The organism is Williamsia sp. Y712, assembly GCF_059445525.1.
Genome location: NZ_JCAIUN010000001.1, coordinates 1069236 through 1084083, shown reverse-complemented (window position 1 = coordinate 1084083; position 14848 = coordinate 1069236). Strand labels below are relative to the sequence as shown.

The window sequence follows — 14848 nt, the reverse complement described above, 5'->3', positions numbered from 1 at the left end:
TAGCGGTTCTACTGCGGCTGCGGCCGCGGGGTCAGGAAACGTTGCGCCACAGCAAGTGCGGCACTACCCGACCGCTCGCCTTCGCAGTAGACGACGAACACCCGGTCACCTTGGATCCCGACAAACCAGCCGGGGCCCTGGGGGCCATTGGTTCCCACCAGCGCTCGTAGACCAGGGGCATTCACCAGGTCACTGGCATCGCCGTCGGCGGCGGTGGCCTTCATGGCACCCTCGACCGCAGCGAGAACCTCGGGATCGACGGCACCGAGTTCACCGCCTTCGACCTGTCCGGGAACACCGGCGATGACGGACGGGGCCACCGAGCTCGTGCGGGCCACGGCCACACCAAGTGTCGCCATGTTCAACGCCGACACCCGAAGATCCTCGGACCGGAACGTCATCGGCTTGACGGTCGGCTGCTCATCACCGGTGCCCGCCGGGCGAACACCGGCAACCGTGAAGTCGACGCCAAGACCCAGCGGGCCCAGCAGCTGCCTGGCCTTGGCGTCATCGGACCCGGCTGCCCGGTTGATCACGTCGGCCACCGGGCCAAGGGTTGAGCCCGGGGTGTACTTCTTGTCGATCTTGATGTCCGAGGCTTCGGCCTGGTCGTTGCGCATCGACGCCCGGATCTGTCCGGTGTTCGCATCCACCACCAGAATCGAGGCGGGTTGCGCCACCTCGACCACGGCGTCGAGGGCATCGAGCTGGATCTTCGGATCGATGTGCGTGGTCACGTCGGGTCCGGGTGGTCCCTGCTCTCCGGCGAGCTGCACCGGCGCCTGTCCGGGTGCGACACTCTGGACTGCCCAGCCCGAGGTGGCGTCGAGAATTGCCTGCCAGTAGTCGCGCACACCGTCGAAGACGGGTGAATCGAGTCGCCGGTCGAGCAGGACCAGCTTGGGTTCTTTGCTGATCGTCACCCCCGGGATCGACGCTGGGTCGCCGGCCAGTGCGATCATGTCCGACTCCCGGACCGACACAACCGTCACCGGCTTGTTACCGGCGTCGGCCAGCTGGCGGTTGATGACCTCCGGCGTGACCAGTTGCGCCAGCGGTTCGATCGTCGTCGCCAGCTTCGCGACGGAACCTGCGACATCACCGGTCGCGGCCGGGTCGAGGACGACGTTGTTGATCGTCTGCAGCGTGAGCATCCGCTTGCCGAAACGGTCGAGGACCGCAGGCGCCGGAGTGGCATCGGTGCGGACTTGGCGCAGGCTGCCGCCGGTCGGCAGGTCCTCGGTGAGCAGACCCGGTTCCCATTGCACACGCCAGCCGGGAGTGAGCTTTCGGGCCGAACCCTGCGTGGTCGTCTTGAACTCGCGATCCTCCCCGAGGGTCCAGGTGGTCTCGACCTCAAAGGTGGCGGTGCCGTCGGCGTATTCCTCGGCACGTTGAACGTCGACGTCGACCTTCTCCGCGGCCATCCCGTCGAACGTCGCCTCGTAAGACTTCATGGCCAATTCCGGCGACGATGTCAGCAGGGCGGTTGCACTCGGATCCTGGTCTTCGATCGCCTTGGCAAAGTCACTCAGCATCGCCCCGGCTCCCGTGTCGGTGGACTCGCCGAAGTTGCCACAGGAAGCAACGGCGAGCGCGCATACAAGCGCTAAAACGGAAGTGGCCGCAAAGCGGCCGGGGGAACGACGCATAGTCACAATTTTCACTCCTGTAACAGGGTGAACGTCACCAATGTGGTTTTCAACTTGCTTACGAGGTCGTCACGATCCTGTAACTACCCTTAATCCTTGGCATCCCGGCTGTGTCAGATGCCTTCTGCCATTTTTGCACCATCGCGGATTGGGGGTGGAGTATTGGAAAGGTGAGCTCCAGATATTTTCCTTTTCGCGCGGGCGACCGACCTTCCACCGCTCTCGACTGGCTCGATTCGCGGCACGGATTTTCCTTCGGCGACCACTACGATCCGGACAACACCCACCACGGAGTCCTGATGGTGCACAACGACGAAACCGTTGCGCCACAGCAAGGCTTCGACACCCATCCTCATCGCAACATGGAGATCGTCACCTGGGTGCTGTCGGGGTCACTGGTCCACCAGGATTCGATGGACCACTCCGGCGTGATTTATCCGGGTCTGGCACAACGGATGAGCGCGGGCAGCGGCGTCACACATTCCGAGCGCAACGACACCTGGCGCAGTGGGCTGGTCCGCGCCGGCCGTCCGGTACACACCGGCGCCGACCCCGTGCACTACATCCAGATGTGGGTCCTGCCCGACGACCCCGACACCGAACCCGGCTACGAGCAACGCGACGTCGCCGACGAGTTGCGGTCCGGTTCGCTGGTGACCGTGGCCTCGGGAATGCCCGCCTATGACTCGGCGATCCGGATCGCGAACAGCTCGGTCGCCTTCCACGTCGCCAGGCTCGAGGCCGGGCAATCGGTTACCTTGCCCGATCTCCCCTGGGGTCATGTATTCGTCGCCTCCGGATCAGCCCGGCTCGAAGCCATCTCCGACGACCTCCACCCCGGAGACTCCGTCCGGATCACCGGCGGTGGCGGCGAACGACTCACGGCGATCACCGCCACCGAGGTCCTCATCTGGGAGATGCACCGGACGTTGGGTGGATGACCCGACAGCAACGTCACCGGTGGGGCACAATCTGATCGGCAGATCTCGGCAGGGCTGAAGGGAATCGGCGTGGCGGACGAACTCGTGAATGTCGACAACTTCACGCGGATCGAATCAGATCGGATGTTCGCGGCGATGGCGCACGATGCCGGCGGGGTGAACCAGTGGCTTCACTTCTTGCTGCCCACGCCACTCGAATACCAGCCGATCATCCGGCTCAATCGTGACACCCTGTACAGCGCGAGTGTTGTGGACGCATCGGACGGCTTCTCCCTGACCCTGCCAGATTCGGCGGGCCGTTACATGTCGGCGATGGTCGTGAACCAGGACCACTTCCTGCCCGCGGTCTGGCACGGCGCCGGAACCTATTCGCTGACCCGCGACGAGGCCGGGACCGATCACGTCCTTGTCGGCGTCCGCGCCCTGGTGGATCCGGCCGACGCCGATGACGTGGCCATCGTCAACACCCTGCAGCAACAACTGCGGATCGAGACCCAGGCGACAACCCCGTTCGAGCCGACCGCCGTCGACGAGGCCTCCTATACGACGACGCGAGAAGCGCTGCTCGAACTGTCACGCGGGATGGCCGACTACAGCGCAGCATTCGGCAGGCGCGAAGACGTTAACCCGGTGCATCATCTCCTCGGCACCGCCTCGGGCTGGGGCGGACTCCCCCAGACCGAGGCCTTCTACATCAACGTCGATCCCGGCCTGCCTGTCGGCGACTATGAACTGACCGTCGGCGACGTACCGGTGGACGCATTCTGGTCGGTGTCGGTCTACAACGCCGCCGGATACTTCGAACCCAACGATGCCGGCGTCAACAATGTGAACAGTGTTACCGCACAGCGCAATCCGGATGGCGCCACCACCGTGAGATTCGGCGGCGGCGACGCCCCGAACACCATCCCGATCACCGAGGGCTGGAACTACCTCGTCCGCCTCTATCGTCCCCACGCCGAAGTGCTTTCGGGCGCATGGACATTCCCGGCGGTCCAACCGTCGAACACTAGGCGATGACCGCGGCGGCCTTCACCGCGTGACTGACCTCCGAACGCAGCGCGCCGTACTCACCCGAGTTCCGCAGTTCGTCGAAGTCCACCCGGCCGCGCGGCAGATCTACCCTCAGGTCGAGGGCGACCTTGCCCGGCCGTTTGGTCAGCACCACGATCCGCGACCCCAGGAACACCGCCTCTTCGGCGCTGTGGGTCACGAACACCGACGTCCGGCCGGTGTCCGCGCTGACAGACCGGACGTCTTCTTGCAACCGCTCGCGTGTCAGCGCATCCAAAGCCGCGAACGGCTCGTCGAGGAGGAACAGCGAATTCTCCGCCGCGAGCGCCCTGGCGATCGCGACCCGCTGTTGCTGACCTCCCGAGATCTCCCAGATCCGGCGCCGGGCAGTGCCTTCCAGCCCCACTCGCTCGAGCAATTCGTCTCTACGCGTGGTCCGTTCGGCCTTCGACACACCGGCATATTTCAACGCCAGATCGACGTTCCCGCCGACCGTTCGCCACGGGAACAACCGGGGTTGCTGGAACACGACACCGGCCGATTCCCCAGGGATCGGGGCCCGGCCCAGTACGTCGACCACACCCCCGGTGGGTTGTTCGAAGCCGGCGATCAGTCGCAGCAACGTGCTCTTGCCACATCCCGATGGCCCGACCAGGACCAGGAACTCCCCGGCCGGCACATCCAGCGACACCGGTCCCACCGCGGTCACCGCATCGGAACCGGTGCCATACCGATGCTCGACGTTGTCCAGCCGGATCGCCGGTGCCGCCGATTCATCACTGGTCGAGGGCACCAGGCAGGCCTTCCACGTAGATCGCCTGCTGAAGCTCTTCGAGGGTCGGCGCCTTCTCGATCTGCTTCTGCGCCAACAGGAACTCCGCGGCGCTGAGCAGATTGTTCGCGAGGTTGCCAACCGCTCCGGGTGTACCCAGCCACTGCGGCGACGCGATCTGCGCTGGGGTCAGGAAGACGCCTTGCTTGAGCTGACCGAGCGCCTCGTCGGCGCTGATGCCGAGTTCCTGGCCCACGAACTCCGCGGCGGCCGCGGGATCGGTGTTGATCAGGTCCAGCGCGCGGGCCTGCACCTTGCGCCACGCGTCGACCACCTCGGGGCTGTCACTGATCAGCTGGTTCGAGACCACACCCAGATCCAGTGTCGGATTACCCGATTCGCCGATCGCCCGGCTCGTGACCAGGTCCTTACCGGTCTTGCGAAGCTCATCGAGGGTCGGCAACCAGGTGTAGGCGGCATCGATGTCGCCGCGTTCCCAGGCTGCGAGGATGGCCTGGGGCTGCAGGTCGACGATCTTGACGTCGTCGGCTGACAGTCCGGCCTGCTCCAGCGCGACGAGCAGACTGTAGTGAGCGGTGGACGCCAGCGCCGTGCCGATGGTTTTGCCCTTCAGCTCGGCAACGCTGTTGATATTGGTTCCGTCGCGCGCGACGAGTGCTTCGTTGTCGCCGGCGACGTCGAGCACGAACGCCACCTTGTACTCGATCGGCGAAGTTCCCGACAGGCCACGGGCGACCGGGCTCGATCCGATGGCGCCGATGTCGATCGAGTTGGCGATGAAGGCCTGGTTGATCGTGGCACCGGACTCGAACTTGGTCCATTTGATGGTGTGGTCCGGCAGGGCTTCTTCGAGCCACTTCTGGTTCTTCACGATCAGGTCACCGCTGGGGAACGACTGATAACCGATGGTGATCGTCTTGCCGCCATCGCTGTCATCGTCGGAACAACCGGCCAGACCGAGTGTGAGGGTCAGCGCCGACAGCGCGGCGACAAGTGTCACCAACGGCCGACGCAGGCGAACAGATATAGGGAAGCGACTCATGGGGGCGGTTCTCTCTCTAGTGGGACTTCGTTGTGGAAGAAGTGCAGTGCGCCGGCAGGTGGTGACGATCAGACCCGGCCACGCCAAGGGACGGATTTGCGCTCGATGAGCTGGAGCAAGCCGTCGATGATCAGCCCTGAGACCCCGATGGCGATGATCCCGACCAGAACAACCGGCGTGTTGTTGTAATTGGATGCGTCCCTGACCATCCCGCCGATACCGGGGAGTCCGTTGACGAGTTCGGCCGCGACGAGCGATGAGTATGCAACACCGACCGCGAGCCGGATACCGGTGAACGTCTCCGGCAGCGCCGACGGCACCACCACGTCTTTGATGACATCGAACTTGCTCGCGCCCAGCGCTTTTGCGGCCTCGACCAGACTTTGCGGTGCGGCCAGGACAGCCGATGTGGTCGCCACCGCGACCGGCGGGAAGGCAGCGATCGCCAGCAGCGTGATCTTGGGCTCCTCGTTGATACCGAGCCAGATGATCAACAGGGAGAAATAGGCCAGTGGCGGGAGTGTGCGCAGGAACGTGATCCAGGGTTCGAACAACGCCCGAACCTTGCCGAAGGTGCCCATCAGCAGGCCGAAGGCGATTCCCACCACGATGCCGATGGCTATGCCGTAGCCGATTCGTTCCAGGCTGATCAGCAGGTGCTCCCACAGGTACTTGCCGGAGTATCCCCGCACCCCGTCATTGGTGGTCGAGGTCTTCACAAAGGCGTCCCACACCTCCGACGGCGACGGCACCAGGGTCTCGTTCCACAGTTTCAGGCTGACCACGAGTTGCCAGAGCGCCACGAACACGACCAGGGAGACGATGGGCAATCCGACCCGCGACAGCAGCGGCCGGATCCGCGCCCCACGACGGTGCGAAGATGGCCCATTCGAACCGACCGTTTGCGACGGCTTCTCGATGGCGGGAACTACGGACACTACGAACCCCTGGTGGCTGGTGGAGAAGGAAGAAGATGTCACCGCCAGACGACGGCGCCGAGCCCGACGGTGCGTACCACGGAAGTTCGATCGACCTCCGGCTCACACCGAAGGGCATCGAGCGGGTGACCTACGGAAAGATACTCACGGACAACAGCTCTGCGAGCCGATGCGGCAGAGGTCCACCGAGAGGCGGCGCGCCAGGGTTGTCATGAACACCGCGTCACGTTAGCTCAGCAAATCCGCCCACCGCGGCTTTGGATTTGGTCCAGGTTCAAACCTTTACCGGTAGGTTCATACCTGGTAGGCGGCGGGCCATTGTCTTCTGCAATCGCAGCTTCGTGTTACATAATCCTTGGCCTTCGGGTGCACGGGCGCGTTGCCAGATGGTCCCGTCCGTTGGACGATTGTCAGGTGGCTGACAACCACTGTTATTGGTCACGAGGGAGCAAGTGATGGAGAGCGACAACACCGGCGCCGAGCAGGTTGGGCAAGTGCTCGGGGGTGTCATTCAGCATGCGGGCAGCTTCCGCTTCCTCATCGAACAGCAGCAGTGGTTCTGGTCCGACGAGGTCGCCGCCATTCACGGTTACGGCCCCGGCGAGGTCACCCCGACCACCGAGTTGCTGCTTTCGCACAAACACCCGGAAGACCGTCAACGCGTCGAGCACGTCGTCGAAGAACTACTCGAGGGCAAGGCGTTCAGCAGCCGGCATCGCATCATCGACCGCAGCGGACAGGTTCGGCACGTGCTCGTGATCGGCGACCGGATGACAGACCCATCCGGAAAGCTGATCGGCACCGAAGGATTCTATGTGGACCTCACGGAATCACATAAAACAGAGTTGAAAGAAACGATGGACGCCGCGGTCAGGGACTTCGCAGCGTCCAGGGCGGTGATCGAGCAGGCCAAAGGCATGTTGATGCTGACCTATGGGATCTCGGAGGATCGGGCATTCGAAGTGCTGACCTGGCGTTCCCAGCAAACGAACACCAAACTCCGCGCGTTGGCCCAGAACATCGTCGATGCAGTGGTCGGCGCGGTCCCGATCGGCGACGACAGCCGTCGCGCATTCGACCATCTGCTGCTCACCGCACATCAGGACGAGGGGACTGCGATCAACGGCAGCTGACGAACTCGTCCGAAGATGCCAGGATGGTCTGGTGACTTCATCAACCGAGACCGCTGCCGCCACCGAATCACCGGATCCCCGGTCCGGAATCGACCTGCGCTGGGTCGATGATTCCGTGCGCCCCCAAGACGACCTTTTCGAACATGTGAACGGCGTGTGGTTGCGCGACCACGTGATCCCCGACGACCGCGCCGTGGACGGTGCATTCCACGTGCTCCGTGATCGTGCCGAGGAGAACGTCCGCGACCTGATCACCGAGTGCGCCGAGTCCTCGCCTGCGCCCGGCAGTGACGCCAAGAAGATCGGCGATCTGTACGCCAGCTTCATGGACGAAGAACGGATCAACTCGCTCGGCATCGAACCGATCCGGGCCGATCTCGCGGCACTGTCCGCCGCCGCCGATCGCACCGAGCTCGCCCGCCTGATCGGTGCGCAGCAGCGCCGTGGCATCGGCGGCCTGTTGGGCTACTACGTCGACACCGACGCCAAGGCGTCCGACCGCTATCTCATCCACATCACGCAGTCCGGGCTCGGCTTGCCCGACGAATCGTATTACCGCGAAGAGAACCATGCCGAGTCGCTCACCGCGTACCGCGAGCATGTGGCCAAGATGTTGCAGCTGGCCGGTTTCGACGATCCCGAGGCTGCCGCCGCGACCATCGTCGACCTCGAGACGGCGATCGCGGCCCAGCACTGGGATGTCGTCCGGCGACGCGACGCCGACCTCACCTACAACCTGCGGACGTTGGCCGAATTCAAGTCCGAGGCAAACGGTTTCGATCTCGACGCCTGGACCGCTGGGCTGAGCACCCCGGCCTCCGAAACGTTCGGCGAAGTGGTCGTCGGGCAGCCCTCGTTCATCTCCGGTGTCGCGGCGCTTTTCGCCGAGCGCGATCTGGCCGATTGGAAGCTCTGGGCACAGTGGCGGCTGCTGCATTCGGCCGCACCGTACCTGTCGGATGAATTCGTGGCCGAGAACTTCGCGTTCTACGGCAAGACCCTCACCGGCTCCGAGGTCATCCGCGACCGTTGGAAGCGCGGTGTGGGCCTGGTCGAGCAGGGCCTCGGCTTCGCCGTCGGCAAACTGTATGTCGCCAAACACTTTCCACCGCAGGCGAAGGCCCGGATGGACGAGCTCATCGAGAACCTGGTGAAGGCCTACCGCCGTAACATCAGCGATCTGGACTGGATGAGCCCGCAGACCCGCGAGAAGGCGCTCGTCAAGCTCGAGAAGTTCACGCCAAAGATCGGCTATCCGGCCACCTGGCGGGACTACTCGACGCTGACCATCGAGCGCGATGACTTGTTCGGAAACATCGCCCGCGCAAGCGCTTTCGAAGAGGATCGGGAGTTCGCCAAGATCGGCGAACCGGTGGACCGCGACGAGTGGTTCATGACGCCGCAGACCGTCAACGCCTATTACAACCCGGGCATGAACGAGATCGTCTTCCCGGCCGCGATCCTGCAGCCACCGTTCTTCGACCCGGAGGCCGACGACGCGGCGAACTACGGCGGGATCGGCGCGGTCATCGGCCACGAGATCGGCCATGGCTTCGATGACCAGGGCGCCAAGTACGACGGTGATGGCAACCTGATCGACTGGTGGACCGACGCCGACCGTGCCGAATTCGGCACTCGCACAAAGAAACTCATCGAGCAGTACAGCCATTTCACACCCAAGGGCCTCGACGAGAAATACAAGGTCAACGGCGAGTTCACGATCGGCGAGAACATCGGCGACCTCGGCGGGCTGTCCATTTCACTGGTTGCCTACCAGATCGCACTGGACGGAAAGCCGGCTCCCGAGATCGACGGCCTCACCGGTCTGCAGCGTGTGTTCTACGGGTGGGCGCAGGTGTGGCGCACCAAGACTCGAGACGCAGAGGCGATCCGCCGGCTGTCCATCGATCCGCATTCACCGCCGGAGTTCCGCTGCAACGGTGTGATCAGCAACATCGACGCCTTCTATGAAGCCTTCGATGTCCAGACCGACGACGCCCTCTACCTCCCCGAGCCGGAGCGCGTCCACATCTGGTAGCGCTCCCCCACCCCGATAATGTGCCCTTTTGGCGGTGCCCACCTGCGGGTTTGCTCGCCAAAAGGCCACATCATCGGGGTCAGGGAGCGGTGAAGTCGGTGAGCCCGTCGGCGGGATCGACCGTTCCGCCGACGGTGTTCTGCACGATGACCGGGGCACCCTTGGGTGCGTTCTCGAAGAACCACCTGGCGTCGTCGGTGCTCACGTTGATGCCACCGCGCGTGACGTTGGTGTTGCCCTGCTGGCCGACGGACCACGGCGCCGCGTGCAGGAATATGCCGCTGTTCGACAACCGGGCCGCGTACTCGACGTAGGTGCGGTAGCCACCGGGCGAATCGACCGGCACCCCGTACGTGGAGGAGTCCAGGTACATGTCGGCAAAGCGTTCACCCACCGTGTAGATGCCGTTGGGTGTCGGATTGTCGTTGGCGCCCATCGATGTCGGGATGGTGCGGGCCGTCGCGCCGTCGACTGTCACCGTGATGGTGTGGGTGTTGTCGTCGGCGGTTGCGACCCATTCGTCCCCGATGGTGAAGCCCGAGGCCGCACTTCCGGCCTGCACATTGACTTTGGTTCCGGCCGGCCAGAATCCGGCCGGTTTCCAGCGCAGCTCCCTGTTGCCCACCCAGCGATAGGTGCCGTCGACCTCAGGTTCCGTGGATACCCGGATGGCCTTCTCTGCGGTCTTCCTGTCGCCGATGGCCCCGGTGAACGAGATGATGACCGGCGCTGCGATGCCGACAGTCTCGCCATCGGCGGGATCAAGGTCCGGAGTGGAGAAATTGGCCCGTGCCAGGGGCTGCTCTTCGGACGGTTTCGTACCGGCCGGGTCGGGCACCGGAATGCTCGGCGTGGACAGTCCGGGGATGTCCGGGCCACCCGGCCAGACCGGATCAGCCTGCACCGACACGACGGAACCACCGGCGACCAGGGTGCCGCTGACAACGACCAGCACCAGACGCCCCGCGAGGCGGCCACCGATGATGCCGAGCTGCATGCAACGTCCCTTTGGTCATCCCCTGTGCGACAGAGGGTCCCCACTGCGCCGGAAACGTCGATCGGCGGCGCCAGACTGCCCAACATACGTGAGTGCACAACCATTCACCACGAAGTCACCCAACCACGACGATATCGATCGTCGAACGTCGACGATCCTGCTGAATACGCTCGTGTACCGCCCTTCGGCGGGCGATAAAAGCAGCCGACCTCAGCGCGAGAGGAAATCGAGAACCGCACCTTCGAAGGCCGTCTTCGCCTCGATCATGACCCAGTGCCCGCATTTGGGGAAGACATGTAGCTCGGCGTCAGGGATGAGCCGCATCGGTAGCATCGCCATGTCCGGCGGGCTGACCCGGTCGTCACGTCCCCAGGTCAGCAGGGTCGGACAGGTCACCTTGTGCATCATCGACCAGTACGGAGGGGTGTCGGAGGCAGCCATGAACTGTTGCTGCATCTCGAAAGCCGCCGAGCCGTACATCATCTGCGCGGTCGCCTGCGCATCCGGATTGATCGCTGCCTCCCAGCGCTCTTCGATCAATTCCTCGGTGATCAGATCACGGTTGTAGACCATCCCGGTCAGCCACCGGATCAGCTTTTCGCGGTCGGGCGCATCGGTGAACTCCTGGAGCAACCGTAGGCCTTCGCTCGGACTGGGACTGAAGACATTTGGGCCGACACCGCCGATGGTCACCAGTTTGCTGACCCGGTCCGGCTTCTTGATCGCCAGGTTGATGCCGACGACACCACCCATCGAATTGCCGATGATGGGTGCCGACTCGATCCCCAGGGCGTCCATGAACCGGATCACCGACGAGCCTGCGGTCAGGACCGGATGACCCTTGACCGGATCACTGACCCCGAAACCCGGGAACTCCAAGACGTAGCAATGGTGGGTCTGCGCAAAGACGCCGATGTTGCCCCGGTAGTTGCGCCAACCGGTCACACCCGGACCCGATCCGTGGAGCAGGATCAGCGGCGGTCCCGACCCCGCCTCGTGATAGCGCAGCACCCCGGCATCGGTCTGCAATTCTCGCTTGCTGTTCTCATAGGTCACGTCCACCGAATCAGACTAGAACGTGTTCCTCTTTTATGGGTCACTTGGGTCCAGATTCGCACCACGCCTGACGCACCCGGGACCGCGAAACCGGCAAGCCACGACCGGGGCGGGAGTTTGTCCGTGTCGTGGCCATACCTGATTCATCTATTGGTCGGTAACGCATCGCCTTTCGTCCATCCACGTTGTGTTCAGTAGAGGTGGCGATATCTACGCCCCATTCACAACGGATCGTCGGGCACGTTCCTGCCCGTGAAGGGATTTCCCATGGCCAGTGTTACTTTCGACCGCGCCACCCGTACATACTCCTCGACCGACAGACCAGCGGTGGACCACCTCGACCTGGAGATCGCCGACGGCGAATTCCTGGTGATGGTAGGACCTTCGGGCTGCGGCAAATCCACGTCGCTGCGCATGCTCGCCGGCCTCGAGGATGTCGACTCCGGGCGCATCCTCATCGGCGACCGCGATGTCACCGACGTCGATCCGCAGGACCGCGACATCGCGATGGTGTTCCAGAACTACGCGTTGTACCCCCACATGACGGTGGCCGCGAACATGGGGTTTGCACTCAAGATCGCGGGTGTGTCCAAATCCGAACGTGAGGTGCGGGTACTCGAAGCCGCCAGATTGCTCGACCTCGAAGCGTATCTCGATCGCAAACCGAAAGCCCTGTCGGGAGGCCAACGTCAGCGAGTTGCCATGGGCCGGGCCATTGTTCGTAACCCGCAGGTATTCCTGATGGACGAGCCGCTGTCGAATCTCGATGCGAAGTTGCGGGTACAGACGCGCGCACAGATCGCCTCACTGACCCGGAGACTGGGGGTGACCACCGTGTATGTCACCCACGATCAAGTCGAGGCCATGACGATGGGCGACCGCGTCGCCGTCCTGAAAGATGGAGTGCTGCAGCAGGTTGACACACCTCGCACCCTCTACGCGAAGCCGGCAAATGTGTTCGTCGCCGGATTCATCGGATCTCCGGCGATGAATCTGCTGGAACTGCCGGTGGTCGACGGTGGGGTCCGTCTCGGAGATTCGATCCATCCGGTCGAACGGGAGGTACTCGATTCGGCGCTCTCCGCGACCGTCACCCTCGGGATCCGGCCGGAGGCCTTCGAAAGGGCGCCCGAGACAGAAGGTCTCGCCGTCACTGTTGATGTGGTGGAAGAACTCGGAGCCGACGCCTTCCTCTACGGACACATCGACGACGGGGCCATCCGCCGTGACATCGTCGTCCGGGCAGAGGGCCAGAACACGTCGGCGATCGGTTCCACCGTCTGGGTGCGACCGAAAGATGGGGCCTTCCATCTGTTCGACTCGGTGACGGGTCTGCGGTTGACGCAATCCGATCCGGCCTCTCGCCTGGTTTCCGCCACCGGCCGGTAGTCGTCCCACGCTGCCTGTCCGTCACCCGCGAATCAGGTGGCGGACAGGCAGAGGCGGAAGACCGAGCGGTTCAGGCAGACTCGACGACGCCTACCCGCGCGGCAACCAGGTCGTTCAGATCGTCAATGGTCTTGCCTTGCAACGTCGACCACGTCGTGGTGTGCGGGTGGTCAGGCAAGGCCACCATGTTCGGGACCCCCACGGTGACTGCACCCGATGCCCGTGCTGATTCCACGCCCGGCAGTGAGTCCTCTATGGCGACCACATGATCCATCGAGATCGAACCCACACGCCGTGCCAGTTCCGCGGCGGCCCGCAGGTACGGCTCAGGGTGTGGTTTGCCGTTGATCACCATGTCGCCCGTGACCAGGAACGCGAACGTGCCCTCGGGCAGTTCCCGAGCTATCACCTCGGCCAGTGGCGCTTCACTCATCGTCACCATGACACACGGGATGTCCGCTGCCCGAAGTTCTTCCAGCAGTTCACGTGCTCCCGGTCGCCAGACGATCGACTGGGACACCTCCCCGATCACTGATCGCAGCAATTCGTCCACGATGTCGCGAATCGGAAGGTCGGCGCCCGCGGCTTGCAAGATCGCAGCCGAATCAGGCAGTGCGTTCCCGACGAGGCCGACGGCCTGCTCATCGGTCCACTCGACACCGAAGCGGCTCAACAGTGCGGTCTCCGCAGCGAACCAGCAGGGCTCTGTGTCCACGATCGTTCCATCCATATCCCAGAAGACCGCTTGAAGCATCAGATGTTCCTCTCAATTGTGGAATCGTCCGGGGTGGGGATCGGGACGACGCGTACGTGGACACCTGCATCGCGAATCGCGACGAGAATCCGTTCGGGTGCAGCGGAATCGGTGATCAGTTCGTCGATATGGTCCCAGCCACCGATGTGGTGCAACGACGTCTGCTCGAGCTTGGAGCTGTCCATCAGCATCACCCGGCGACGCGCACACGAGATCATCGCAGATTTGATGGACACTATCTTTTCCTCTTGGTGGTAGATGCCGTCGGCATCGGCGCTCGATGTCGAGAAGAACAGTGTGTCGACCCGCATCGCTCGTACCGCCCGCACCGCCCCTTCACCGAGGTACGACTCATGACTGTGGTCGTAGTCCCCGCCCAACGCAGTGACGGCGAGGCTTCCGTCGACGGCCAGTTCGTTCAGGGTCGGCAGGAAGTTCGTGACCACACGCAGTGCTTCGATGGCCACCAGGTGCGGAAGCATCTGCGCCACTGTGGTCGAGTCGTCGAGCATCACCACCTGGCCCGGTTGCACCGCCTCGGCTGCGGCCGCGGCAAGTGCCTGTTTCTCGGGTACCGCGAGACGACGCCGTAGCGCGGCCGCGATCTCGAAGTTGCTGGTGCGATCGATGTTCACACCACCACGGAACTTGCGTACAACACCTCGTCGCTGCAACTCGTCCAGATCACGGTGAACGGTCATCAGTGAGACACCGAACTGGATGGCAAGACTCTGAGCCGATGCGGTGTCGTCCTCCATCAGGCACTCGAGGATCCCGTCCAGTCGTTCCTGCCGGCTCGAGCTGATCATTCGACGCGTCATGAAACCCCTTCACGCTGACAGGTCTTTGTCGATGACAGTTATATCACTTTGACCGATATGAATAGACAATGAACGACGACGGAAGACTTTCCGACGCAGACCATCATCTTCGGCACCACCACGCATTTCGTCCGATCTACATTCCGCCAGGTTCCGTTGTGGCCCAACCTATTTAGCGATTTTGTGCGGCTGTTTTCATCGCTCATTCAGCGCCGATCGCCCCATTTGACCCCACCCTGGCCACCGTGCAACATGATTCGCGGCTAGCTACTCGTATCAC

General features: G+C 63.4%; 13 protein-coding genes. 5 read left to right on the top strand and 8 right to left on the bottom strand.

Annotation, left to right across the window (positions count from 1 at the left end):
- Positions 1-8: 8 nt before the first annotated feature.
- Positions 9-1538 (bottom strand): NTF2-like N-terminal transpeptidase domain-containing protein, encoded by a 1530-nt coding sequence (locus AC1D75_RS05280; protein ID WP_495514239.1) that lies wholly within the window; start codon positions 1536-1538, stop codon positions 9-11.
- A 284-nt stretch (positions 1539-1822) separates the two neighbouring features.
- On the opposite strand from AC1D75_RS05280, the gene AC1D75_RS05275 reads away from it, so the two are divergent.
- On the top strand, positions 1823-2593 hold the full coding sequence (locus AC1D75_RS05275; RefSeq protein WP_495514238.1) for a pirin family protein: 771 nt from the start codon (positions 1823-1825) through the stop codon (positions 2591-2593).
- A gap of 69 nt (positions 2594-2662) precedes the next feature.
- A complete protein-coding gene (locus AC1D75_RS05270; RefSeq protein WP_495514237.1) occupies positions 2663-3613 on the top strand; it encodes a DUF1214 domain-containing protein in 951 nt (316 codons plus the stop codon).
- On the opposite strand, the gene AC1D75_RS05265 is transcribed toward AC1D75_RS05270, so the two are convergent.
- The 3 genes from AC1D75_RS05265 to AC1D75_RS05255 form a co-directional block, all read right to left on the bottom strand.
- Entirely contained in the window at positions 3603-4400 is a 798-nt protein-coding gene (locus AC1D75_RS05265) for an ABC transporter ATP-binding protein (protein WP_495514236.1), read from the bottom strand. The genes AC1D75_RS05270 and AC1D75_RS05265 overlap by 11 nt on opposite strands.
- Positions 4384-5442 (bottom strand): taurine ABC transporter substrate-binding protein, encoded by a 1059-nt coding sequence (locus AC1D75_RS05260; RefSeq protein WP_495514235.1) that lies wholly within the window; start codon positions 5440-5442, stop codon positions 4384-4386. Before AC1D75_RS05260 ends, AC1D75_RS05265 begins: the two co-directional genes overlap by 17 nt.
- Positions 5443-5510: 68 nt before the next feature.
- Positions 5511-6380, bottom strand: coding sequence for an ABC transporter permease (locus AC1D75_RS05255; RefSeq protein ID WP_495514234.1), 870 nt, complete (start codon positions 6378-6380; stop codon positions 5511-5513).
- A 455-nt stretch (positions 6381-6835) separates the two neighbouring features.
- Here AC1D75_RS05255 and AC1D75_RS05250 point away from each other — a divergent pair, with 455 nt between their 5' ends.
- Together AC1D75_RS05250 and AC1D75_RS05245 are read left to right on the top strand one after the other, a co-directional pair.
- Positions 6836-7513 carry a PAS and ANTAR domain-containing protein gene (locus tag AC1D75_RS05250; RefSeq protein ID WP_495514233.1) on the top strand — a complete coding sequence of 226 codons (678 nt, stop codon included), beginning with the start codon at positions 6836-6838 and terminating at the stop codon, positions 7511-7513.
- A 31-nt stretch (positions 7514-7544) separates the two neighbouring features.
- The gene (locus AC1D75_RS05245) at positions 7545-9551 is read left to right on the top strand and encodes a M13 family metallopeptidase (RefSeq protein WP_495514232.1); all 2007 of its coding nucleotides are present in this window, start codon (positions 7545-7547) and stop codon (positions 9549-9551) included.
- A 79-nt stretch (positions 9552-9630) separates the two neighbouring features.
- Here AC1D75_RS05245 and AC1D75_RS05240 read toward each other — a convergent pair whose 3' ends face one another.
- On the bottom strand, positions 9631-10548 hold the full coding sequence (locus AC1D75_RS05240) for a L,D-transpeptidase (protein ID WP_495514231.1): 918 nt from the start codon (positions 10546-10548) through the stop codon (positions 9631-9633).
- 210 nt (positions 10549-10758) lie between these two features.
- Positions 10759-11610: an alpha/beta fold hydrolase gene (locus AC1D75_RS05235; protein ID WP_495514230.1), complete on the bottom strand. Its 852-nt coding sequence runs from the start codon at positions 11608-11610 to the stop codon at positions 10759-10761.
- 261 nt (positions 11611-11871) lie between these two features.
- Between AC1D75_RS05235 and AC1D75_RS05230 the strand changes: the two genes are divergently transcribed.
- Positions 11872-12993 (top strand): ABC transporter ATP-binding protein, encoded by a 1122-nt coding sequence (locus AC1D75_RS05230; protein ID WP_495514229.1) that lies wholly within the window; start codon positions 11872-11874, stop codon positions 12991-12993.
- Between the two features lie 70 nt (positions 12994-13063).
- On the opposite strand, the gene AC1D75_RS05225 is transcribed toward AC1D75_RS05230, so the two are convergent.
- Both AC1D75_RS05225 and AC1D75_RS05220 read right to left on the bottom strand, forming a co-directional pair.
- Positions 13064-13747, bottom strand: a complete 684-nt coding sequence (locus AC1D75_RS05225) for an HAD family hydrolase (RefSeq protein ID WP_495514228.1) — start codon at positions 13745-13747, stop codon at positions 13064-13066.
- Positions 13747-14568: a DeoR/GlpR family DNA-binding transcription regulator gene (locus AC1D75_RS05220; protein WP_495514227.1), complete on the bottom strand. Its 822-nt coding sequence runs from the start codon at positions 14566-14568 to the stop codon at positions 13747-13749. Before AC1D75_RS05220 ends, AC1D75_RS05225 begins: the two co-directional genes overlap by 1 nt.
- Between the last annotated feature and the right edge of the window lie 280 nt (positions 14569-14848).

Excerpts from the sequence above, each read along its gene's own strand:
- AC1D75_RS05230 (WP_495514229.1), top strand. The coding sequence starts at position 11,872 with ATGGCCAGTGTTACTTTCGACCGCGCCACCCGTACATACTCCTCGACC.
- AC1D75_RS05280 (WP_495514239.1), bottom strand. The coding sequence starts at position 1,538 with ATGCTGAGTGACTTTGCCAAGGCGATCGAAGACCAGGATCCGAGTGCA.
- AC1D75_RS05225 (WP_495514228.1), bottom strand. The coding sequence starts at position 13,747 with ATGCTTCAAGCGGTCTTCTGGGATATGGATGGAACGATCGTGGACACA.
- AC1D75_RS05250 (WP_495514233.1), top strand. The coding sequence starts at position 6,836 with ATGGAGAGCGACAACACCGGCGCCGAGCAGGTTGGGCAAGTGCTCGGG.
- AC1D75_RS05240 (WP_495514231.1), bottom strand. The coding sequence starts at position 10,548 with ATGCAGCTCGGCATCATCGGTGGCCGCCTCGCGGGGCGTCTGGTGCTG.
- AC1D75_RS05220 (WP_495514227.1), bottom strand. The coding sequence starts at position 14,568 with ATGACGCGTCGAATGATCAGCTCGAGCCGGCAGGAACGACTGGACGGG.
- AC1D75_RS05260 (WP_495514235.1), bottom strand. The coding sequence starts at position 5,442 with ATGAGTCGCTTCCCTATATCTGTTCGCCTGCGTCGGCCGTTGGTGACA.